Raw genomic sequence first — 20,822 nt, forward strand, 5'->3', positions numbered from 1 at the left:
TCCTCCACTTCGGATCGCCGCAAGGCTGCTCAACCGCCCTGGACCTGCGCCGCCCCGCCAGCGGCAGAGGGTGTCGCGGTGGCCCTCGGGGGCGCCGCCGCATCGAAGTAGGTCATCGCGTCCTCGCGGGACAGCGTCGGGCCGGTCGGCACCAGCGCCAGCAGCGAGGCCGGTACGGCCAGTGGCGTCACGTCGCCGTACCCGAGCGCGCTCCTGGCGTCGCCCCCGGCGGTGCCGAGCGGATAGCGGATGCCCTGGGCGGTGATCAGGTAGACAGTGGAACCGGCCGCCGCCTTGCCGCTCTCACCGGCCGTGGCCTGCACCAGCACGCCCTTGCCGCCTGGTAGCAGCACGTTCTCGGCGGTGCGCACGGCGTCGCGGGCGCCCTGCCGGGCCGGCATCGCGGTCGCCGAGGTCAGCTCGGCCGGCGGGGAGTCGAAGACCTCCAGCGTGGTGGTCGGCGGCTGACCGGCCGGGCCGGGCCGGTAAGTGGCGCACAGCACGGTGCGGCCCGGCCGGACCTCGTGCAGCGTCGGCAGCCGGGCCGGCAGGCCGTCCGCGTCCAGCCGCTGATCGGTGAGGAGCCGGCCCGCCTCGTCCGGAGTGATCTGCGTCACCTCGCCGCCGCTGCCGAGCAGCAGCAGCGCGGTGACCTCGCGGACGGTCGCCAGGCCCTGCCGGGTGAGCACGTAGTACTGGCCGGCGGCCTGGTAGACCTGGCCGATCCGGGCCGGCCGGTCGGCCACGGTGAGCCCGCTCGCGCTGCCGTCCCCGGCGATCGCCGGCTTGCGCAGCACCGGGCCGACCGGCACCGCGTTCAGCAGTTGCTGCCCGACCGTCAGGTTCGTCGCGCCGGCCATCTTCAACGCCACCAGCGCCTGCTCGTCGCCGGCGACCTGCAGCCGGGAACCGCCGGTGAGCAGGTAACGGGCGTCGCTGGTCCGCACCACCACGGCCCGGTCGGTCAGCGCCGTGCCGCCGGGCAGCGCGCGGTCGATCACCAGGTGCGTGGTGGAGCGCTGCGGGTCGTTCGGATCCGGTACGTCGCACACCGACCAGGGCAGCCCGACCAGGGACTTGCGGTCCGGCAGGTCGTCCGGGGCGCCCACGATGCCGACCAGCCGCCCACGTGGACGGTCCTTGATCGACGCCTGGGACATGGTGCGCGGCTGCGCCGCCGCGTCGTTGACGATCAGCCGCGCCGAGGCGTAGTTGAGCGTCGGGCGCAGCACCTGGTCCTCGCCGAAGTAGTACGTCGCGCCGGTCTCCCGCTCGATCACCAGCGTGTTCGGCTCCAGCGGCGCGGAATTGCTGGTGAGCTGCCCGTACGCGCCCACGCCGCCGAGCACCACGGCGGCCGCGATGACGCTGCCGAACACCGCCATGCCGAGGCGGCGCATCGGCAGGTCGTTTGTCTCCGGATCACCGGAGAGCAGCGCCGAGACGATGCGGCGGGTGACGAAGCGGTACGCCTGCACCTGATCGCGGCGGGTCCGCATGACTAACCTCCGGCGGGGGTGGGTCCGCGGCGACAGGTCCGAACAGCGCCGCGGGCTTCCCTACGATAAGGGGCCGTCGGGGGTGCGCCGGACCCCGTCCGCCGCCCGAACGACCGCACCCGCCCGGCGGATGCCCAGGATGTCCAGAAGGGACGCACACCGATGACGCAGCTCCAGGCGCCACCCGGTCGTACCGCCACCGCTCCCGCCGTACCGCCGGACCGGCCGGTCACCCCGGCCGACAAGCGCCGCCGGGGACGCCTCGGCCCGGTCGTGGTCGGGCAGCTCGTGGTGGTGGAGTGCGCGGCGCTCGCCGTCTGGTTCGCCACCGCCGGCCCGGCGTGGCTGCTCGCGGTGGTCGGCGTCCTGGCGCTGCTGGCGGTGGCCGCGGCGTTCGCGCGCCGGGGCGGCCGCTGGTGGTACGAGGACCTGATGCTCCGCCGCCGGCTGCGCCGGCGCCGCGACCGGGCCCGGGGCGCGGCGCCCGGCGGTGACCCGCGGCTCGCCGCGCTCGCCCCCGAGCTGACGGTGGTGGAGCTGACCGAGCGCGGCACCCGGCTCGGCATCGGGCAGGACGACCGGGGCTGGTTCGCCGCGCTGGCGCTGACCGGCCGTCCCGGCGCGCCGGCCGGCTCGATCGAGGCGGCGGTGGTCGACCGGGCGCTCGCGGTGCTCGCCGACTTCTCCGGCCCGGTCACCCAGACCCAGGTCGTCTCGCACACCCTGGTCTGGTACCCGGCACCCGGCGCGCCGCCGTCCGCGTACCGGACCGTGTGGGTGGCGCTGCGCCTGTCGGTGTCCGACGCGCGGGCCGAGGCGGTGAGCCGGGGCGGCGGCCTGCGCGGCGTGCACCGCACGGTGGCGGCCGGGGTGGGCCGGCTCGGCAAGGCGCTCAACGCCGCCGGCCTCGGTCACCGGGTGCTCGACCGCAACGAGCTGCACGCGGCGGTGGTGTCCGGCGCCGGGCTCGACCTGGCCCCGGAGTCCCCGGTGGAGACGTGGACCAGCCTGCGCGGAGGCGGCTGGACGCAGCGCTGCCTGGCCCTGCGGGTACGCCCCAACGGTTCGCTCGGCGCACTGGTGGACGCGGTCACCTCCACCTCCGCGCCCTCGCACACGGTCGCCGCCGTGGTGCTCCCGGGCGGCCGGCGGGTGCCGCCGCTGCTGCGGGTGGCGGCCATGGACGGGCACGCCGAGGCGCTGGTGAAGGCGGTCCGGGAGATGGCCCGGCGCGCCGGCGTGCCGGCCCGCCCGCTGGACGGCCAGCACGGCCCGGGCGTCTACGCCACCGCGCCGGTCGGCACCGCGATGGGGACCGTCACGGTCGAAGGTTGACGATCCAGCCGTACGCGCCGCACACCCAGACGGCCAGCGGCACCAGCGCGATGATCAGCAGGATCTCGACGATGTCCAGGGTCCGGCCCCAGACCGGGGAGATCCGCTTGCCGGCCACGGTCAGGCCGTAGACCAGGCTGATCACGGCCAGCACGGCCAGGCCGCCGAGGATCAGGCCGAGCCGTACCGCCAGTGAGCCGGCGGCGAAGGTGGCGGCGGCGACCAGCCCGAGGCCGACGGTGCCGGCCAGCAGCACCGGCGTGCGCTGGGCGCGGCTGAGGAACGGCCGGGCCCGCAGCAGCGACAGCAGCGCCAGCACCAGGCAGAGCAGGACCGCCGGGAGCCGGCCGTCCTCGGCCAGCACCACCTCGCCGCCGAGCACCAGCAGCGAGACGGTCCACAGCAGACCGGTGAGGAACGCGTCCGCGCGCTCGCTGTTGCGCAGCACCGACGGCCCGTCCACCGACTCGGTGTCGGTCTTGAGGTCGTCCGGGCCGGTGGGGATGGACGGCACCGGCAGCCGGGCCAGGCGGTAGGCGAGCATCGGCAGCGCGGGCAGCGCGCCGAACGCGACAGTCGCCACCACCGCCGCCGAGGCCGCCGCGCCGATGTCGAAGGTCAGGCTGAGCACCGCGCCGAGGCCGACCGCGCCGCCCACGCCGACCGCGCCGAGGAACAGCGGCAGGCGGTCGCCGACCGCCAGCGCGGCGACCGCGCCGAAGACCACCACTGCGGTGCCGGCCAGCAGGACGTGCGGGCCGGCCAGCTCGCCGAGCGTCCGCTCACCGGCGAGCACCAGCAGGCCGCCGACGCCCGCGTACCCGATCCCGACCAGGGCCAGCACCGCGCCGGTGCGGCTGTCGCCGGCCGCGCGGGACAGCACCGCGGCGCCGACCAGCAGCGCCACCGCGACCACGAACGCAGCCGCCGCGCCGGGTAGCTGCGGCGGGCCGGTGAGCAGCGCCGCCACCGCGCCCGCGGCCAGTGCCGAGCCGGCCAGCAGGACCGCGAACGCCCGCGTGGTGCCCACCTGCCAGGCGCCCGCCCGCTGGGTGGTGGAGGTGGCGACCGCGTCCACCACGTCGTCGAAGACGATCTCAGGGGCGGTCGCGGCACGCGGGTTGAAGTAGAGCACTTCGCCGTCGCGGACACCGAGCTGCGCGGCGGTGCGGCCACCGTCGAGCGGTTGACCGCCGAGCCGGGACAGGGCCCAGCCGCCGTGCCGTACGCCCTCGTCGGCCAGGTCCTCGCCCGCGTACCGCAGCAGGGTGGGGAGCAGGTCGGCGAGCGGCACGTCGGACGGCAGCGCCAGATCCATCCTGGTACGCGGCGCCACGATGGTGATCCGGCTCAGTCCGCCGGTCGCCGTCTTCGTCGCCACAGTGGCCTCCTCGTGCTCGCATACGATCCGCTGGGCCGTCGGCGTCGCCACACGGGTCCACGACGCCTGACGGAGATTACCTACGATGGCGGTCGCACAGGTGGCCCACCCGACGCTCACCGGCGGTGGCAGACCACGATCAGGGCCGCTTCTGGGGAGGGGAGAGCCGTGAGTACGGTGGTGTTCCGCCGACTTCCGCGTCAACCGGGGCCCGCGCTGCCGCGCGGCGAGGTGCTGCTGGAATCCCCGCCCGAGCTGCCGGAGCCGCAGGCCAAGGGCATGGGTCAGGTGCTGATGATCCTGCCGATGCTCTGCGGCGTGGGCGCGATGGCGTTCCTCTACGCCGGCCGGGGCGGCGGCATGATGACGTACGTCGCGGGTGGCCTGTTCGGTGTGTCCATGTTGGGCATGGCGATCGGCACGCTCGGCAACGGCGGCAAGGACAAGGCCGAGTTGAACGCCCAGCGGCGCGACTACATGCGTTACCTCGCGCAGATGCGCAAGCGCACCCGGCGGGCGGCCGAGCAGCAGCGCGCCGCGATGACCTGGCGGCACCCGGAGCCGGACGCGCTCTGGTCGATCGCCGCCTCGCGCCGGCTCTGGGAGCGGCGGATCACCGAGGACGACTTCGGCGAGGTACGGATCGCGCTGGGCCCGCAGCGGCTGGCGGTGGAGATCGTGCCGCCGGAGACCAAGCCGGTGGAGGACCTGGAACCGATGAGCGCCATCGCGCTGCGCCGGTTCGTCCGGGCCCACTCCAGCGTGCCGGATCTGCCGACCGCGCTGTCGCTGCGCGCGTTCAGCCGGATCGCGTTGCGCGGCGACCGGGAGCCGGTGCTGGACCTGGCCCGGGCCGCGCTGGGCCAGCTGGTCACGTTCCACGCCCCGGAGGACCTCCTGGTGGTCGTGGTGGCCGCGCCGGACCGGCAGGCCGCCTGGGACTGGGTGAAGTGGCTGCCGCACGCCCAGCACCCGGGGCGTACGGACGCGGCGGGCGCGCGCCGGATGGTGTTCGCCGCGCTGGACGAGGCGGAGACCGCGCTGGCCCAGGACCTGGGCGGACGGCCCCGGTTCGCGCCGGAGGCGAAGCCGCTGACCACCGCGCCGCACGTGGTGGTGGTGCTGGACGGCGGCGAGGTCTCGGCGACCTGCGCGCTGACCGGGCCGGGCCTGCTCGGCACGACGGTGTTCGACCTGTCCGGCGCGGTCCCGCGCGACGCCGGCCGCTGGCTGCTCTGCCTGGACGCCGGGGACGGCAGCGGGCTGGACCTGGTGCGCGGCACCGCCACGTCGCGGCTCGGCCGGCCGGACCGGCTGTCCCTGAGCGCGGCCGAGGGGCTGGCCCGGCAGATCGCCCCGTTCCGGCTCTCCCAGCAGCAGGGCGCCAGCACCGAGGAGCCGCTGGCCCGCAGCATGGAGCTGCCCGACCTGCTCGGCGTCGGCGACGCGGCGACGGTGGACACCCGGCAGACCTGGCGTCCGCGCAGCCACCGCGACCGGCTGCGCATCCCGCTCGGCCTGGGACCGGACGGCAACGTGGTGGAGCTGGACTTCAAGGAGTCCGCGCACGAGGGCATGGGCCCGCACGGCCTGGTGATCGGCGCCACCGGTTCCGGCAAGAGCGAACTGCTGCGGACGGTGGTCGCGGCGCTCGCGGTGACGCACTCGTCGGAGGAGCTGAACTTCGTCCTCGTCGACTTCAAGGGCGGCGCCACGTTCGCCTCGCTGGACGCGTTGCCGCACACCAGCGCGGTGATCACCAACCTGTCCGACGAGCTGCCGCTCGTGGACCGCATGCGGGACGCGCTCGCCGGTGAGATGAACCGCCGGCAGGAGGTGCTGCGGGCGGCCGGCAACTACGTCTCCCGGTACGACTACGAGAAGGCGCGGGCCGCCGGTGAGCAGCTGGAGCCGATGCCCAGCCTGTTGATCATCTGTGACGAGTTCTCCGAGCTGCTGGCCGCCAAGCCGGACTTCATCGACCTGTTCGTGATGATCGGCCGCCTGGGCCGGTCGCTCGGCGTGCACCTGCTGCTCGCCTCGCAGCGGCTGGAGGAGGGCAAGCTGCGCGGCCTGGACACGCACCTGTCGTACCGGATCGGTCTGCGCACGTTCTCGGCTGTGGAGAGCCGGATCGTGCTCGGCGTGCCCGACGCGTACGAGCTGCCCAGCGCGCCCGGTCACGGCTACCTGAAGACCGACACCGCGACCATGCTGCGGTTCCGCGCCGCCTACGTGTCCGGCCCGTACCGGGCGCCCGGGCAGGTGCAGCGCTCCACCCGGGCGCAGGTGCAGCGCCGGATCGTCCCGTACGGCATCGACTACGTGCCGGCGCCGGCGGCGCCGAGCCCGGCGGAGGCGGCCCCGGAGCCGGAGCAGAGCGGCGACGGCAAGGCCGTGGCGATGCTGGATGTGCTGATCGACCAGCTCAAGGGCCGCGGTAAGCCGGCGCACCAGGTGTGGCTGCCGCCGCTGGCCGAGCCGTCCGGGCTGGCCGAGCTGCTGCCGAAGCTGAGCGTGCACCCGACGTACGGCCTGACCACCGCCGACTGGCCGGGCCGTGGCCGGCTCGCCGTGCCGGTGGGCATCGTGGACCGCCCGTACGAGCAGCGCCGCGACCCGATGATGGTCGACCTGGCCGGGGCCGGCGGTAACGTGGTGATCGTCGGGGCGTCGCTGAGCGGCAAGAGCACCATGCTGCGCTCGATGCTGGCCTCGCTGGCGCTGACCCACACGCCGCGTGAGGTGCAGTTCTTCTGCCTCGACTTCGGCGGCGGCGCGCTGCGCAGCCTGGACGGGCTGCCGCACACCTCGGGTGTGGCGGGGCGGCGCGACGTCGAGGCGGTCCGGCGGACGGTGGCCGAGGTGGTCGCCGTGATCGACGAGCGGGAGAACCGGTTCACCCAGCACGGCATCGACTCGGTGGCGAGCTACCGGCGCCGCCGGGCGGCAGGTGAGTTCGCCGACGACCCGTTCGGTGACGTCTTCCTCGTCGTGGACGGCTGGAACACGCTGCGCCAGGAGTACGAGGAGCTGGAGCAGACGATCACCAACCTGGCGAACCGGGGCCTCGGCTTCGGCGTCCACGTGGTGATCACGGCGGTGCGCTGGGCGGAGATCCGGATCAACATGCGGGACCTGCTCGGCACCAAGCTGGAGCTGCGGCTCGGTGACCCGTCGGAGTCGGAGATCGACAGGCGGGCCGCGCAGAACGTGCCGGTGGGCGCGCCCGGTCGCGGTCTGACCCGGGACAAGCTGCACTTCCTGACCGCGATCTCCCGGATCGACGGCAAGCGCGACATCGAGGACCTGACCGAGGCGTCGGTGGCGCTCGCCGGTCACGTCGCGGCGAACTGGCCGGGACAGCCGGCGCCGAAGGTCCGGCTGCTGCCGCGCAAGCTGGCGGTCACCGAGCTGGCGAAGGTCATCGACAGGTCTGCCCCGGGCATCCCGATCGGCGTCAACGAGTCGGCGCTCGCCCCGGTCTACCTGGACCTGGCGGGCGAGCCGCACCTGACCGTGTTCGGCGACGCCGAGTGCGGCAAGACGAACCTGCTGCGGCTGATCGCCCGGGGGATCGCCGAGCGGTACACCCCGGCCCAGGCGCGGCTGGTCATCGCCGACTACCGGCGTGGTCTGCTGGGTGCGGTCGAGGGGGACCACCTGCTCGACTACGCGCCGTCGAACCAGGTGTTCAGCCAGGGCCTCGGGTCGATCCGCAGCGCGTTGCAGAACCGGCTGCCCGGCCCGGACGTGACCACCGCCCAGTTGCGCGACCGGAGCTGGTGGAAGGGTCCGGACCTGTACATCCTGGTGGACGACTACGACCTGGTCGCCTCCGGTGGCAGCAACCCGCTGAGCGCGCTGCACGAGCTGCTGCCGCAGGCGCGGGACATCGGCCTGCACCTGATCATCACGCGCCGGGTCGGCGGTGTGGCCCGGGCGCTGTACGAGCCGGTGCTGCAACGCCTGCGCGAGCTGGACTCGCCGGGCCTGCTGATGTCCGGCAGCCGGGAGGAGGGCGCGGTGTTCGGCAACCTGCGGCCGACTCCGCAGCCGCCGGGCCGGGGCACGCTCGTGCGCCGCCGCGACGGCCAGCAGCTGATCCAGACCGCGTGGACGGAACCGGCCTGACGGGACGGACGGCGGGCCGCCCGTCCGGTAGCGTCGGCCCGATCGATAGCCGCGAGTGGGAAGGGGCGCGTCCGTGAGCAGCCCGTCGGGTTTCGGTGCCGCCGTGGAGGGTCTGCTGCGGCAGGCACAGGAGCAGCAGCGCCGGCTGGCCGAGGTCCAGCGGCAGCGCGCCGAGCTGCGGGTGACCGGGGAGAGCCCGGACGGGCTGGTGCGGGTGACAGTGGACGGCGACATGAAGGTCGGCGACGTCGAGCTGAACGCGCGGGCGATGCGGCTGGACAGCTTCTCCCTGGCCGAGGCGATGCAGGCGGCGATCGACGCGGCCTACGCCGCCTTCGAGGAGCGCCAGCGGGAGTTGCTGGGCGAGATGCTCGGCGACTCCGAGATGGTCCGCCGGGCGCAGGACGGCACGCTCACCCCGGAGGACTGGTTCCGCCAGTTCGGGGTGGACCTGTCCGACCCGACCCGCAACCTGCGGCGCTGAGCGAGAGGAGCCGACGATGCCGAACACGGTCGACGTCGACGCGATCCGGAAGGCGGGCCGGCGGCTCGACGCCCCGGACGGCCCGATCCAATACCTCCGCAACGTCGAGACGTTGCTGGCCGAGGTGAAGCTGCCCGGTGGCGCGCTGAGCTGGTTCGGCACCGGTGCGGTGGAGCGGCACAACGCGGCGGTGGACGGGCACCTGGACAACGTCCGCACCGGTGTGGAGCATCTGCGCAGGGCCGCCGCGCAGCTCGAACAGAGCGCGAAGAACTGGGAGAAGTCGGATCAGCCCTGGGTGGTCAAGTGATCGGCCGGGTCCGCCACGGGAAGGACGCCTGATGCCACCGGAGATCCTCATCGCCAACGCGTCCGGGACGGTGACCGGCTCGGTGTCGGTCGCGCAGACCACGGCGCCGGTCCGCTCGGCGGCGGCCATCGCCAAGGGCAACCTGGTCTGGATCGCCGCCTCGGCGGCGCTGATCGGCACGATCCTCTACCTGGAGTCGTTCGACAACCAGGAGGTGAACGAGTCCATCAAGAAGTGGGACGAGGCGGCCCGCCTGCTCGGCGCGGACCAGTTCGGCGCCGCGATGGCGGCGGTCCCGCCGGACGCGGCGGAGTGGGACTTCGACGACCGGGACGCGTTCGACCTGTTCCTGCGCAAGCTCGGTGCGGAGATCAACTCGCTGGCCGAGGCGTTCGCCGCCAACCGGGACACGCTCACCGCCGCCCGGGACGCGTACAACGACGCGGTCTCCGGCCTGGCTCAGGCGCTCATGCCGATCCTGGTCGCGGTGATCGCCTCGATCGCGCTCCAGTTCTTCCCGGCGACCACCGCGCTGGCCCAGGCCATCGGCATCGCCGGTCTGGCCGCCACCGCGGCGATCCTGGTCCTGGTCTTCGGCGAGATCAGCGCGCTGCTGCACGCGCTGATGGCCGCCTTCCACACCGACAGCCGGTTCACGTTCACCGCGGACTCCCGTCCCGGCTGGGCCCCGACCGGCTCCGACCCGGACATCAAGGACATCAAGATCGACTGGGTGCGGGACTCCAAGTTCTACGGGTGACGGGAGCGATGCGTGGACACCCTGCTCTTCTCACTGCTGCTGTACGTCCTGCTGACCATCCCGGTCTTCGTGGTCCTGATGCTGTTCGCCGGGCTGAACCGTTCGGCGCGGCTGCGCCGGGCCGCCGAGGTGGTGGCGCTGAGCACCTGCGCGGCGCTGCTGGTGCTGTCGTTCCAGCGCGCGTTCGAGAAGCCGGTGCTGTGGGTCGTGGTGGTGATGCTGGTCGCGGTGCTGGCATTCGGCGTGTCGACGTTCGTCAAATCCTCGCGCGATCGGTCCTGACCTCGGCCTCGACCGTCCACCTCGTACCCAGGGGTTGCGGCTCGCGTCCGTCGACAGTGGCATGTCGGAATACGACGATGGGTCAGCAGGGCTGCGCGGGTTGGACATCGTCCGCTACGGTTCGGATGAAGTGTCCGTCGGTGGGGTGTGTACGCCTTGCCGCGGGGGAGGGCGCGGCGGAACCGCCGCCACAAGATGACGGAAGGGTGTGAAGCATGGCGTTCGAGGTCAGTGCAGCGACTCTGCACACCGCCGCGAGTGACGTGCGGTCCACGCGCAGCGACGTCGACGGCGAGCTCAAGAAGCTGTGGAACGTGGTCGACGACCTGGCGATGGCCTGGAAGGGCCAGGCGTCCACGGGCTTCCAGAGCCTGATGACTCGCTGGAACGAGGACACGACGAAGCTGCTGACCGCGATGGACAACATCGCGGACCTGCTCGACAAGTCGGGCACCACGCACCAGGTCAACGACGAAGAGCAGCAGCAGATGCTGGACAAGTTCCACGCTGCGCTCAACCCGTGATCCGCGAAGACAGGCAGAGGAGGAATCGATGAGCATCAAGGTTGATTACGCTGTTCTGGAGAGCAGCAACCAGCAGATGCAGGCCATCTCGCGGACCATCGACGAGAAGCTGGACACGCTGCGGGCGATGCTGACCAAGCTCGAGTGGGAGGGCCAGGACCGGGCCGCCTACCAGCAGCACCAGGCCCAGTGGGACGCCGCTGTGCGGGACATCAACAAGGTCCTGAACGAGATCGGTGGCGCGGTGGGCATCGCGCGCGAGAACTACATGACCACGGAGATGAGCAACTCCAAGGTCTGGGGCAACTGACCCCCGACCGGTCCACAGCGGCTCCGCTACGGCTCGCGCCGGGCGGAGCCGTCGTGCATCGTCAGGCGTCCTGCGGGACGTCGCGCCGACCCGGCCGCCACCCGCGCCGCCGTCCCCGTACCAGGATGGGCCGTAGCGTCAGCAGGACGCCGGCCAGCAGCGCGCCGACGACGGCGACCCAGATCGCGACGGTGCGCTGCCCTGCCAGCGGGTCGGCCGGCGGTGCCGGTGGCGGCATCGCGCCAAGCGGCGGGTCGCTGCGGGTGCCCAGCAGGCTGGTGACCGCCCGGTACGGGTTGACCATCCCGTAGCCGACCTCGGCGTTGTGCCCGTCGGGCGGGCTGTCGGCGGTGCGGGTCAGCCGGTAGGCGACCTCGTCGGCGCTGATGTCCGGGTGTGCGGCCCGCACCAGCGCGGCCGCGCCGGAGACGTACGCGGTGGCGAAGCTCGTCCCGCCCTGCGGCTCGCCCCGGTACCCCGGCCCCTGCGGCGCGGGCCCGACGATGTTCAGGCCGGGGCCGGCGATGTCCACGTAGTCCCCGCTGACCGAGCTGCCGACGTGCCCGCCCTGCTCGTCGATCCCGGCGACGGCGACGACACCCTCGTAGGCCGCCGGATAGGCGGGCCGGTCCTCCCGGTTCTCCTGCCGGTTGCCGGCGGACGCGACGATCACCACGTCCTTGCCGAGCGCGTACTGCACGGCGGACTTCAGCGCCGGGTCGTCGAGCGTGACCAGGGACAGGTTGATCACGTCGGCGTCGTGGTCGACAGCCCAGCGGATCGCCTTGCCGATCTCGGCCGGCACGTCCGGGTCGAAGTTCTCCTTGTTCTCGGCGAGCACCCGCAGCGGCAGGATCTTCGCCTCCGGCGCGATGCCGGTGTACGGCGTGCCGGTGCCCTCCCGGCCGGCGATGATGCCGGCGACCATGGTGCCGTGGCCGACCAGGTCGCACTGCCCCTTCAGGCGGACGAGCTGGTTGAAGTCCTCACCCGGCAGCACCCGCCCGCGCAGCAGGGGATGGGTCGGTGAGACCCCGGAGTCGATCACCGCGACGGTGATCCCGGCGCCCTTGCCGAGCCGCCAGGCGGCGGCCGGGTCGAGGCGGCTCAGCGCCCACGGCACCTCGGTGGGTGCGGGGCCGCCGGCCGGGCCGCACTTCGGGGCGGCCAGCGCGGGCGCGGGCACCGCCAGCACGCCGCCGAGCAGGGCGGTCACCGCCGCTCCGGAGAGGACGGACCTGATCCGGTGTCCGGCCAGGACGCGTCCCGTGGTCGCGCCCGGCCGCAAGCTGTCGCGCACGCGGTGAGATTACCCGCCGCACCCGCCCGCGCGGGGCACACGTGGTGCCGGCCCGGGTCACCTGCCCGCGGTGGCGTCCCCGGCGGGCTCGGCGGCGAACAGGGCCAGCAGCGCGCCGACCTGCTGGTCGGCCTCGGCCGGGTGCCGGAAGCGGCCCTTCGGGTTGATCGTGTACTCGTTGCGCCGTCCCACCCGCGTACGCCGCAGGTAACCCCCGGCCTCCAGGTCGGCCACGATGGCCTGGGCCGCCCGCTCGGTCACGCCCACCTCGTCCGCCACGTCCCGCAGCCGGGCGGTGGGGTTGCGCGCGATCGCCAGCAGCACGTGGCCGTGGTTGGTGAGGAAGGTCCAGTTACGGCGGCTCCCGTCCTCAACTGGTGTGGTCGCCATGGTGGTCATGCTATGGCCACGTCCGCCACCTGCCGAATCGGCGCGGTCCGGGGCGGGAAAGTATGAAATGCGTATCACGAATCTTGACGGACCCCGAGGGGCGTGTGACCGTGGGTCGCGAGGCCGTTCGGCCTGGTGGTTCCCCAGGTAGACGAGGTGAGGGACATGACGCCGAGCACCCCGGAGCAGGCACTGACCGAGCTGCGAGCCGGTAATCACCGGTTCGTCACCGGCGTCCCGCAGCATCCGAATCAGGACGCCGGGCACCGGACGGCTGTGGCCGACGGCCAGCATCCGTTCGCGGTGATCGTCGGCTGCTCCGACTCGCGGCTCGCCGCCGAGATCATCTTCGACCGCGGTCTCGGTGACCTCTTCGTGGTGCGTACCGCCGGGCACACCGCCGGGCCGGAGGTGCTCGGCAGCGTCGAGTACGCCGTCACCGTGCTGGGCACGCCGCTCGTGGTGGTGCTCGGGCACGACTCGTGCGGCGCGGTCCAGGCCGCCCGGGAGGGGGTCCGGACCGGCGCCGCCCCGGCCGGGCACCTGGGCGCGGTGGTGGACGCGGTCTCGCCGAGCCTGCTGCGCGCCGCCCGCCAGGGCGTCGAGGACCTCGACGGCATCATCGACGTCCACATCGCGCAGACGGTGGAGACGCTGCTGGCCCGGTCCGCCGTGCTGGCCGAGCGGGTGGCCGCCGGGCGGTGCACGGTGGTGGGCATGTCGTACCGGCTCGCCGGTGGCGAGGTGCGGACCGTGGCGCAGGCCCCGGCCCCGCTGCCCGCCCCGGCCGCGCCCGCCGACCCGGCGCTGGCGAGCTGAACCGTACGGACGAGAAAAGGGGCCGCCCGAGGGCGGCCCCTTTTCGTGGTGTCCGGGTCAGAGCAGCGACATGTGGACGTGGTCGGTGTGGTTCGACGGTCCGCTGTACGAACTCCAGCCGGTGGCCGGGAACCAGATCTGCCGGTTCCAGATGACGTAGTAGATGCCCAGCCGGTCGGCGTTGCGGATGAGGAACGCGGCCACCTCGTTGCCGTACCGGCGGGTGTCGTTGTTGTGCCAGGGCGCGAAGCCGCTGTTCTGGAGCGACCAGTCGCACGCCTTGCCCTTGGGGTGCTCCCACGGCCCGCCGGGCCGGTAACAGCCCACGAAGCGCTTGAAGCCGGCGCGCCGGACCTCCTTGTACGCGTGCAGCGTGCGCGGCGTGACGCAGCCCGAGGTGGTCGGGTCGTCCTCGCTGCACGACTCGGCCTTCCACCCGCCGTCGGCGGTGCGGCCGGGGGCGATCTTGGCGACCGGTGAGGTGGCGGAGACCAGGCCGCCGGTGAAGCCGAGACCGCCGACGAGCTTCAGCGCGCGCTCGGCCTGCACCTTCTCGCGCTCCATCGCGTTCTTCTGCTTCTCCTGCTCGCGCACCTCGGCGTCGAGCGCGATCTTGGCCTGCTCGGCGCGGGTCTTGACCGCGTTGATGGCGGCCAGGCGCTGCGCGTTGAGGAGGTTCAGCTCGTCCAGGGCGTTGACCCGGCGGACGAACGAGTCGGGGGAGTTGCTCTCCAGCAGCATGGCCATCGCGCCCATCCGGCCGGTCCGGTAGGACTGGGCGGCGAGCTGGTTGACCTGCGGGCTGAGCGCGTCGAGTTCGGCCTGTGCCGTCTTCACCTCGGCCGCCAGCCGCCGCTGGCGGTCCTGGGACTTGGCGAGCTTCGCCTTGGCCTGGAGGAAGGCCCGGTTGGCGGAGTCGATCGCCTCGGTGATGAGCGGAGGTTCGCCGTCCTCCTCGTGGCCCGAGGGGCTGCCGGGGGCCGCCGCAGCGGGGGCCGCGGTCGCCGGGTTCGGGCCGGCCAGCACTGCCAGCGAGGCCAGCACGGCCACCACGGGTGTCAGCCAGCGGCGCAGGGGTGCCGTCACAGTGTTCCCTTCCGTCGGCCGCCGACCGGGTTAGCTGACGGGTTCGGGACGGAAGTGGCCCCTACCGCTGTCGCGGATTCACCCCATGTACCTGGTTCCCCGGTTCGCCCGTGAGCGATTGGGCGGCGGCACCGCTGGCGCCGGTGCGCGCCTTCGGCGGTGACCGGCAGCGAGGTTACCTGACAGCACTCGTGAGGATCTACGTCCGGAAGCCGACCAATAGCGAGATTTCGCCGTGGCACACCGTGACCAGCGTCGCGTTTGAATTCGATGGTCACGCTGCGGAGTGTCACCATGCGGCCTCCGTACTCCTTCCGCCGCCGAGGGCCTCCAGCGCGTCGTCCCGTTCGGCCGGCGGCGGGGGCGCGGCGGGCGCCGGCTCCGCGCCGGGCGAGCGCCGCCCGGCGGTGGTCACGATCGCGGCCAGTCCGGTCGTCAGCGGTACGGCGGCGATCAGGCCGAGTGTCGCCACCGCGCTGCGGACGATCTCCTGGGCGAGGAACTCACTGGTGAGGATCTCGCTCACCGGGCGGGAGTCGGCGACCAGCAGGAGCAGCAGCGGCAGCGAGGCGCCCGCGTACGCCAGCACGATGGTGTTGACGGTGGACGCGATGTGGGCCCGGCCGACCCGGGTCGCCGCCCGGTAGAGCTGCCGCCGGGACAGTCCGGGGTTGGCGTGCGCCAGTTCGGTGACGGTGGCCGCCTGGGTGACTGTGACGTCGTCCAGCACGCCCAGCGAGCCGATGATGATGCCGGCCAGCAGCAGGCCGTGCAGGTCCACGTCGCCCTGGAACATGGACAGCGTGGTGGCGTCCTCGCTGCCGAAGCCGGTCAGGTGGGTGGCGGACGTGGCGAGTAGGCCGAGCACGCCGGTGACCACCAGGCTGCCGAGCGTGCCGAGCACCGCGACCGACGTCTGCGCGGTGATCCCGTGGGTCAGGTAGAGCACCACGAACATGATCAACGCGGCGCCCACGATCGCCACGAGCAGCGGCGGCTGGCCGGCGCCGATGCCCGGCAGCACGAAGCCCAGGAGGATGGCGAAGCTGGCCACCAGTCCGCCGAGCGCGGCGAGCCCGCGCCACCGGCCGAACGCCACGATCGCGGCGGCGAACAGCACCATCAGCCAGATCAGCGGCGTACCGCGCTGGTGTTCGGCGATGTTGTAGGACTTCACCGCCGGGTCGGCCGGGTCGGTCAGCTCGACCAGGACGACCTCGTCGCCGACCGCGACCCGGGGCGCGCCCGGCCCGGCCGGGATCGGCGTCTCGACCTGCCGGCCCGCGTCCGGGCCCTGCTCGGCGGTGACGGTCACGGTGCCGCAGGGGCCACCCCCGCCCTCCGGGGCCTCGGGCGTCGGTGGGCAGGGCTCGGTGACCACCCGGGTCACCGTGCCGTGGTAGCGGGGGACGTCAGCGCCGCCGACCGGCTCCCGGTCCTGCCCGGGCCAGAGCACCAGCGCCGCGATCACGGTGAGCGCGAACAGCGGCACCACCACGGCGACGAGCAGCCGCCGTACGCCCGGCGGCGCGGCGGGTGCGGGGCGGGTGTGGTCGGCACCCATGACGTCTCTCCCAACGGTCGCGGCGACGCCTGGTCCGCCGGACCGGTCTGGTCACCCGGCCGGCGCGGACGTGTCGACCACGTCCGGGTCGTCGCCCGGCCATGGTAGGCAGCCCGGCCGGCCGCTCCCGCACACCGTGGCCGGTGACGCGCGCCCCGCGCGGTCAGGCCAGGCCGGCCCGGCGCCGCCGGTACTCGTCCTCGTCGATCTCACCGCGGGCGTACCGCTCGTCCAGGATGCGCCGGGCCGTCGTCGGGCCCAGGTACTGCGGGCCGGTCCATCGCACGGCCGCCCAGACGAGCCCCGCCAGCACGGCGAGCACCAGCAGGGACCAGATCCACATCCAGCCCATCATCGGGCTCTGCCACATCATCGGGCCGCCCTCCGTCCGTCACCGCGGGTCCGCCGGACCGGCCTGCCCGCCACTTCGACGGTACGTCCGCCCGGTCGCGTCGGCACGGGTCGATGTGCCCTGGTCGGAGGGGTCGGAGGTCCCTGCTCAGCCGCGCTTCATCAGGCGGCCGACGGCGGCCATCATCTCGGTCGCCATCTCGTCGGCCCGGCCCTCGGCGGCGCCCTCGTGCATGCAGTGCCGGGCGTGGCCGTCGAGCAGGCCCAGGCCGACCTTGTCCAGCGCCGCCTGGATGGCCGAGATCTGGGTCAGCACGTCGATGCAGTAACGGTCGTCCTCGACCATCTTCTCGATGCCACGGACCTGGCCCTCGATCCGGCGGAGCCGGGCGAGGAGTTGGTCCTTGCTGGCGGTGTAGCCCCGGGTCGGGCTGGACGGCGCGGTCATGAAACCGAGGATAGCGTACCCCTCGGGGGTATGCTAACGTTCCGAACGTACCCCAGGGGGGTATCAGATCGGAGGGCGAGATGGAGACCACCTACCAGGTGAACGGCATGACCTGCGGGCACTGCGTCAACTCGGTGAGCACCGAGCTGAGCGCACTTCCGGGCGTCACCGACGTCCAGGTCGACCTGGCCGGCGGCCGGGTCACCGTCACCAGTCAGAACCCGCTGGACGTGGACGCGGTCCGCGCGGCGGTCGACGAGGCCGGTTACGACCTCGTCGGTGCGTGACGGGTCCGGCGGACCCGCGACAACCGAGGAGACACCATGAACACGGCGACGAAGCTCAGCGGCTTCGCGCTCGGCCTCGTGGCGGTGTTCGGAGCGGCGTACGGGATCGGCAACCTGGCCGATCCCGTCGCCCCGGCCGCCGAGACCCGACACGACGACAGCGACAGCGACCACGGGGCCGGCGACACCGGCCACGGTGACGAGAGCCAGGCGGGCGGCGCCTCCGCGCACCTACCCGGCGGGCTGCTCGTCTCCGAGCGCGGCTACACGTTCCAGCCCGCCGACGCCCCGGCCGGGCAGTTCGCCTTCCGGATCACCGGCCCGGACGGCACGCCGGTCACCCGCTTCGAGGTGGCCCACGACAAGCGCATGCACCTGATCGTCGCCCGCCGGGACCTGTCCGGGTTCCGGCACGTCCACCCGGAGATGGCCGGCGACGGCACCTGGCGGGTCGCCTCACCGCTCGGCGGCCCCGGCGTCTGGCGGGCGTTCGCCGACTTCACCCCCGAAGGCGGCGAGCCGCTGACGCTCGGCCTGGACGTCACGGTCCCCGGCGAACTGACCGCCCGGCCGCTGCCGGCGCCGGCGACCAGCACCACCGTCGACGGCTACACGGTCACCCTGACCGGCACGCCGGAGCCGGGCCGGACCAGCCGGCTCACGCTCTCCGTCAGCCGCGACGGGCGGCCGGTCACCGACCTTGCGCCCTACCTCGGCGCGTACGGGCACCTGGTGGCGCTGCGGCAGGGCGACCTGGCGTACCTGCACGTGCACCCGGAGGGCACGCCCGGCGACGGGCGCACACCTGCCGGTCCAGCGATCACGTTCGCCGCCGAGGTGCCCTCGGCCGGGGCGTACCGTCTCTACCTGGACTTCCGGCACGGCGACGCGGTGCACACCGCCGAGTTCACCGTCCTCGCCGGCGACCGGACCGCGCCGCCGCCCGCCGCGCCGGCATCCACCACCGCACCGACCCCGGACGCCGGACACGGCACCCCGGGGCACGGGCACAGTTGAGCGCCGGAGGTGCCGCGATGACTGCCACGGGAAAGGCGCTGCCCACCGCGCCGAACCTGATCGAACTGGCGATCGGCGGGATGACCTGCGCGTCCTGCGCCGCCCGGATCGAGAAGAAGCTCAACCGGATGGACGGCGTCGAGGCGACGGTGAACTACGCCACCGAGAAGGCCACCGTCCGGTACGCCGACGACATCGCGCCGGCCGACCTGATCGCCACCGTCGAGAAGACCGGCTACACCGCAGTGGTTCCGCCGCCGCCCGAGCAGGCGGAGGCGGCAGCGGCCGGGGAGCCGGTGGACGAGCTGCGCACCGCGCGTACCCGGCTCTGGGTCTCCGCCGTGCTCACCCTGCCGGTGATCGTGCTCGCCATGGTTCCGGCCTGGCAGTTCGACTACTGGCAGTGGGCCTCGCTCACCCTGGCCGCCCCGGTGGTGGTCTGGGGCGGGCTGCCGTTCCACCGCGCCGCGCTGATCAACCTGCGGCACGGCGCGGCGACCATGGACACGCTCGTGTCGCTCGGCACGCTGGCCGCGTTCGGCTGGTCGCTCTGGGCGCTGTTCCTCGGCGACGCCGGCATGCCCGGGATGAAGCACCCGTTCAGCCTCGACATCACCCGCGGCGACGGCGCCGGCAACATCTACCTGGAGGCCGCCGCCGGGGTGACCGTGTTCATCCTGGCCGGGCGGTACTTCGAGGCGCGCTCCAAGCGCACCGCCGGGTCGGCGCTGCGCGCCCTGCTCGAACTCGGCGCCAAGGACGTGGCGGTGCTGCGCGACGGGCAGGAGACCCGCATCCCGGTCGGCCGGCTCGCGGTCGGCGACCGGTTCGTGGTCCGGCCCGGCGAGAAGATCGCCACCGACGGTGTGGTCGAGGAGGGCACGTCCGCGGTCGACGCCAGCATGCTGACCGGCGAGTCGGTGCCGGTCGAGGTGGGCCAGGGCGACGCGGTGGTCGGCGCCACGGTAAACGCCGGCGGCCGGCTGGTGGTCCGCGCCACCCGGGTCGGCGGGGACACCCAGCTCGCCCAGATGGCGCGACTCGTGGAGCAGGCACAGACCGGCAAGGCGGCGGTGCAGCGGCTCGCCGACCGGATCTCCGGCGTCTTCGTGCCGATCGTGATCGCGCTGGCCGCCGGCACGCTCGGCTGGTGGCTCGGCACCGGCTCCGGGCCGACCGCCGCGTTCACCGCCGCGGTGGCCGTCCTGATCATCGCCTGCCCGTGCGCGCTCGGCCTGGCCACCCCGACCGCGCTGCTCGTCGGCACCGGGCGAGGCGCGCAGCTCGGCGTGCTGATCAAGGGGCCGGAGGTGCTGGAGTCCACCCGCCGGGTCGACACCGTGGTGCTGGACAAGACCGGCACCGTCACCACCGGCCGGATGGCGCTGGCCGAGGTGCTGCCCGCCGACGGCGAGGACGCCGACGAACTGCTCCGGGTGGCCGGCGCGCTGGAGGCCGCCTCCGAGCACCCGATCGCGCGGGCCGTCGCCGAGGCCGCGGCCGAGGCCGGACCGCTGCCGCCGGTCGGCGAGTTCGCCAACGCCGAGGGGCTGGGCGTGACCGGCACCGTCGACGGCCGGACCGTGGTGGTCGGCCGGGCCCGGCTGCTGCGGGAGCGGGGTCTCGACGTACCCGAGGAGGTCGTGCGGGCCGCGACCGGCGCGGAGGCCGCCGGGCGGACGGCGATCCTGGCCGGCTGGGGCGGGCGCGCCCGGGGCGTGCTCGCGGTGGCCGACGCGGTGAAGCCGACCAGCCGGGCGGCCGTCGCGCGGCTGCGTGAGCTGGGCCTGAAGCCGGTGCTGCTCACCGGCGACAACACCACAGTGGCGAAGGCGGTGGCGGCCGAGGTCGGCATCGACGAGGTGATCGCGGAGGTGCTGCCCGCCGACAAGGTCGACGTGGTCGAGCGGCTCCAGCGCGAGGGCCGGGTGGTCGCCATGGTCGGCGACGGGGTGAACGACGCCGCCGCGCTGGCCCGCGCCGACCTCGGGCTGGCCATGGGCACCGGCACCGACGCGGCCATCGAGGCGGCCGACCTGACGCTGGTCCGGGGCGACCTGATGGCCGCCGCGGACGCCATCCGGCTCTCCCGGCGGACGCTGGCGATCATCAAGGGCAACCTGTTCTGGGCGTTCGCCTACAACGTCGCGGCGCTGCCGCTGGCGGCGGCCGGACTGCTCAACCCGATGCTCGCCGGAGCGGCGATGGCGTTCTCGTCGGTGTTCGTGGTGGGCAACAGCCTGCGGCTGCGGAGCTTCCGCCCGATCGGGTGAGGGGATTGAGCCGACAACCGACGGGGTAACCAGTTGTCGTCAGGCAACCGCATCAGTGGAGGTCATCATGGGTCTGGACGACAAGATCGACAACGCTTCCCAGGACACCGCGGGCAAGGTCAAGGAGGGCGTCGGCCGGGCGACCGACAACGAGCGCCTCGAGGCCGAGGGCCGCAACGACCAGGCGGGCGCCAAGCTCAAGCAGGCCGGCGAGAAGATCAAGGACGCCTTCAAGAGCTGAGTACGCGACGCACACACACCACCGGGT

General features: G+C 73.6%; 21 protein-coding genes and 1 riboswitch. Of the genes, 13 read left to right on the plus strand and 8 right to left on the minus strand.

Annotated features, from left to right (window positions below):
* Positions 1-29: 29 nt before the first annotated feature.
* Positions 30-1,499: a type VII secretion protein EccB gene (eccB, locus tag CLT75_RS26960; protein ID WP_135243008.1), complete on the minus strand. Its 1,470-nt coding sequence runs from the start codon at positions 1,497-1,499 to the stop codon at positions 30-32.
* 162 nt (positions 1,500-1,661) lie between these two features.
* Here eccB and CLT75_RS26965 point away from each other — a divergent pair, with 162 nt between their 5' ends.
* Positions 1,662-2,834: a type VII secretion protein EccE gene (locus CLT75_RS26965; protein WP_135243009.1), complete on the plus strand. Its 1,173-nt coding sequence runs from the start codon at positions 1,662-1,664 to the stop codon at positions 2,832-2,834.
* Here CLT75_RS26965 and eccD read toward each other — a convergent pair.
* Positions 2,818-4,215 carry a type VII secretion integral membrane protein EccD gene (eccD, locus tag CLT75_RS26970; RefSeq protein WP_135243010.1) on the minus strand — a complete coding sequence of 466 codons (1,398 nt, stop codon included), beginning with the start codon at positions 4,213-4,215 and terminating at the stop codon, positions 2,818-2,820. The genes CLT75_RS26965 and eccD overlap by 17 nt on opposite strands.
* Before the next feature lie 168 nt (positions 4,216-4,383).
* Between eccD and eccCa the strand changes: the two genes are divergently transcribed.
* The 7 genes from eccCa to CLT75_RS27005 all read left to right on the plus strand — a co-directional run bounded on the left by eccCa (position 4,384) and on the right by CLT75_RS27005 (position 11,019).
* Positions 4,384-8,349 (plus strand): type VII secretion protein EccCa, encoded by a 3,966-nt coding sequence (eccCa, locus tag CLT75_RS26975; protein ID WP_135243011.1) that lies wholly within the window; start codon positions 4,384-4,386, stop codon positions 8,347-8,349.
* A gap of 73 nt (positions 8,350-8,422) precedes the next feature.
* Positions 8,423-8,833, plus strand: coding sequence for a YbaB/EbfC family nucleoid-associated protein (locus CLT75_RS26980; RefSeq protein ID WP_135243012.1), 411 nt, complete (start codon positions 8,423-8,425; stop codon positions 8,831-8,833).
* A 16-nt stretch (positions 8,834-8,849) separates the two neighbouring features.
* Positions 8,850-9,143 carry a hypothetical protein gene (locus tag CLT75_RS26985; protein WP_135243013.1) on the plus strand — a complete coding sequence of 98 codons (294 nt, stop codon included), beginning with the start codon at positions 8,850-8,852 and terminating at the stop codon, positions 9,141-9,143.
* 31 nt (positions 9,144-9,174) lie between these two features.
* Positions 9,175-9,903 (plus strand): hypothetical protein, encoded by a 729-nt coding sequence (locus CLT75_RS26990; protein WP_135243014.1) that lies wholly within the window; start codon positions 9,175-9,177, stop codon positions 9,901-9,903.
* Between the two features lie 12 nt (positions 9,904-9,915).
* The gene (locus tag CLT75_RS26995; RefSeq protein ID WP_135243015.1) at positions 9,916-10,185 is read left to right on the plus strand and encodes a hypothetical protein; all 270 of its coding nucleotides are present in this window, start codon (positions 9,916-9,918) and stop codon (positions 10,183-10,185) included.
* Positions 10,186-10,400: 215 nt separating this feature from the next.
* A complete protein-coding gene (locus tag CLT75_RS27000) occupies positions 10,401-10,709 on the plus strand; it encodes a WXG100 family type VII secretion target (protein WP_013283772.1) in 309 nt (102 codons plus the stop codon).
* A gap of 28 nt (positions 10,710-10,737) precedes the next feature.
* Positions 10,738-11,019 (plus strand): WXG100 family type VII secretion target, encoded by a 282-nt coding sequence (locus tag CLT75_RS27005; RefSeq protein ID WP_013283773.1) that lies wholly within the window; start codon positions 10,738-10,740, stop codon positions 11,017-11,019.
* Between the two features lie 61 nt (positions 11,020-11,080).
* Here the strand turns inward: CLT75_RS27005 and mycP are convergent, their stop codons facing one another.
* Entirely contained in the window at positions 11,081-12,319 is a 1,239-nt protein-coding gene (gene mycP, locus CLT75_RS27010) for a type VII secretion-associated serine protease mycosin (protein WP_486485279.1), read from the minus strand.
* A 57-nt stretch (positions 12,320-12,376) separates the two neighbouring features.
* Entirely contained in the window at positions 12,377-12,718 is a 342-nt protein-coding gene (locus CLT75_RS27015) for a helix-turn-helix transcriptional regulator (RefSeq protein WP_135243016.1), read from the minus strand.
* A gap of 156 nt (positions 12,719-12,874) precedes the next feature.
* On the opposite strand from CLT75_RS27015, the gene CLT75_RS27020 reads away from it, so the two are divergent.
* Positions 12,875-13,528 carry a carbonic anhydrase gene (locus CLT75_RS27020; RefSeq protein ID WP_135243017.1) on the plus strand — a complete coding sequence of 218 codons (654 nt, stop codon included), beginning with the start codon at positions 12,875-12,877 and terminating at the stop codon, positions 13,526-13,528.
* 57 nt (positions 13,529-13,585) lie between these two features.
* Here the strand turns inward: CLT75_RS27020 and CLT75_RS27025 are convergent, their stop codons facing one another.
* The 4 genes from CLT75_RS27025 to CLT75_RS27040 form a co-directional block, all read right to left on the minus strand.
* Positions 13,586-14,614: a VldE C-terminal domain-containing protein gene (locus tag CLT75_RS27025; RefSeq protein WP_135243018.1), complete on the minus strand. Its 1,029-nt coding sequence runs from the start codon at positions 14,612-14,614 to the stop codon at positions 13,586-13,588.
* A 4-nt stretch (positions 14,615-14,618) separates the two neighbouring features.
* Positions 14,619-14,749, minus strand: a riboswitch (cyclic di-AMP (ydaO/yuaA leader).
* 154 nt (positions 14,750-14,903) lie between these two features.
* On the minus strand, positions 14,904-16,178 hold the full coding sequence (locus CLT75_RS27030) for a YibE/F family protein (RefSeq protein ID WP_135243019.1): 1,275 nt from the start codon (positions 16,176-16,178) through the stop codon (positions 14,904-14,906).
* 163 nt (positions 16,179-16,341) lie between these two features.
* A complete protein-coding gene (locus CLT75_RS27035) occupies positions 16,342-16,551 on the minus strand; it encodes an SHOCT domain-containing protein (protein WP_030503502.1) in 210 nt (69 codons plus the stop codon).
* Positions 16,552-16,677: 126 nt separating this feature from the next.
* On the minus strand, positions 16,678-16,977 hold the full coding sequence (locus tag CLT75_RS27040) for a metal-sensitive transcriptional regulator (RefSeq protein WP_013283780.1): 300 nt from the start codon (positions 16,975-16,977) through the stop codon (positions 16,678-16,680).
* Positions 16,978-17,057: 80 nt separating this feature from the next.
* Here CLT75_RS27040 and CLT75_RS27045 point away from each other — a divergent pair, with 80 nt between their 5' ends.
* The 4 genes from CLT75_RS27045 (at position 17,058) to CLT75_RS27060 (ending at position 20,795) form a co-directional block, all read left to right on the plus strand.
* Positions 17,058-17,264 (plus strand): heavy-metal-associated domain-containing protein, encoded by a 207-nt coding sequence (locus tag CLT75_RS27045; protein ID WP_013473785.1) that lies wholly within the window; start codon positions 17,058-17,060, stop codon positions 17,262-17,264.
* A 36-nt stretch (positions 17,265-17,300) separates the two neighbouring features.
* Entirely contained in the window at positions 17,301-18,281 is a 981-nt protein-coding gene (locus CLT75_RS27050) for a hypothetical protein (RefSeq protein ID WP_135243020.1), read from the plus strand.
* A gap of 17 nt (positions 18,282-18,298) precedes the next feature.
* Positions 18,299-20,554 (plus strand): heavy metal translocating P-type ATPase, encoded by a 2,256-nt coding sequence (locus CLT75_RS27055; RefSeq protein WP_135243021.1) that lies wholly within the window; start codon positions 18,299-18,301, stop codon positions 20,552-20,554.
* A gap of 67 nt (positions 20,555-20,621) precedes the next feature.
* Complete coding sequence (locus tag CLT75_RS27060) at positions 20,622-20,795, plus strand: CsbD family protein (protein ID WP_013283784.1); 174 nt, start codon at positions 20,622-20,624, stop codon at positions 20,793-20,795.
* Positions 20,796-20,822 lie beyond the last annotated feature (27 nt).

This window comes from Micromonospora sp. CNZ285 (assembly GCF_004637285.1).

Excerpts from the sequence above, each read along its gene's own strand:
- eccB (WP_135243008.1), bottom strand. The coding sequence starts at position 1,499 with ATGCGGACCCGCCGCGATCAGGTGCAGGCGTACCGCTTCGTCACCCGC.
- CLT75_RS26965 (WP_135243009.1), top strand. The coding sequence starts at position 1,662 with ATGACGCAGCTCCAGGCGCCACCCGGTCGTACCGCCACCGCTCCCGCC.
- CLT75_RS26985 (WP_135243013.1), top strand. The coding sequence starts at position 8,850 with ATGCCGAACACGGTCGACGTCGACGCGATCCGGAAGGCGGGCCGGCGG.
- CLT75_RS26990 (WP_135243014.1), top strand. The coding sequence starts at position 9,175 with ATGCCACCGGAGATCCTCATCGCCAACGCGTCCGGGACGGTGACCGGC.
- CLT75_RS27000 (WP_013283772.1), top strand. The coding sequence starts at position 10,401 with ATGGCGTTCGAGGTCAGTGCAGCGACTCTGCACACCGCCGCGAGTGAC.
- CLT75_RS27005 (WP_013283773.1), top strand. The coding sequence starts at position 10,738 with ATGAGCATCAAGGTTGATTACGCTGTTCTGGAGAGCAGCAACCAGCAG.
- CLT75_RS27015 (WP_135243016.1), bottom strand. The coding sequence starts at position 12,718 with ATGACCACCATGGCGACCACACCAGTTGAGGACGGGAGCCGCCGTAAC.
- CLT75_RS27020 (WP_135243017.1), top strand. The coding sequence starts at position 12,875 with ATGACGCCGAGCACCCCGGAGCAGGCACTGACCGAGCTGCGAGCCGGT.
- CLT75_RS27030 (WP_135243019.1), bottom strand. The coding sequence starts at position 16,178 with ATGGGTGCCGACCACACCCGCCCCGCACCCGCCGCGCCGCCGGGCGTA.
- CLT75_RS27035 (WP_030503502.1), bottom strand. The coding sequence starts at position 16,551 with ATGATGTGGCAGAGCCCGATGATGGGCTGGATGTGGATCTGGTCCCTG.
- CLT75_RS27040 (WP_013283780.1), bottom strand. The coding sequence starts at position 16,977 with ATGACCGCGCCGTCCAGCCCGACCCGGGGCTACACCGCCAGCAAGGAC.
- CLT75_RS27045 (WP_013473785.1), top strand. The coding sequence starts at position 17,058 with ATGGAGACCACCTACCAGGTGAACGGCATGACCTGCGGGCACTGCGTC.
- CLT75_RS27050 (WP_135243020.1), top strand. The coding sequence starts at position 17,301 with ATGAACACGGCGACGAAGCTCAGCGGCTTCGCGCTCGGCCTCGTGGCG.
- CLT75_RS27055 (WP_135243021.1), top strand. The coding sequence starts at position 18,299 with ATGACTGCCACGGGAAAGGCGCTGCCCACCGCGCCGAACCTGATCGAA.
- CLT75_RS27060 (WP_013283784.1), top strand. The coding sequence starts at position 20,622 with ATGGGTCTGGACGACAAGATCGACAACGCTTCCCAGGACACCGCGGGC.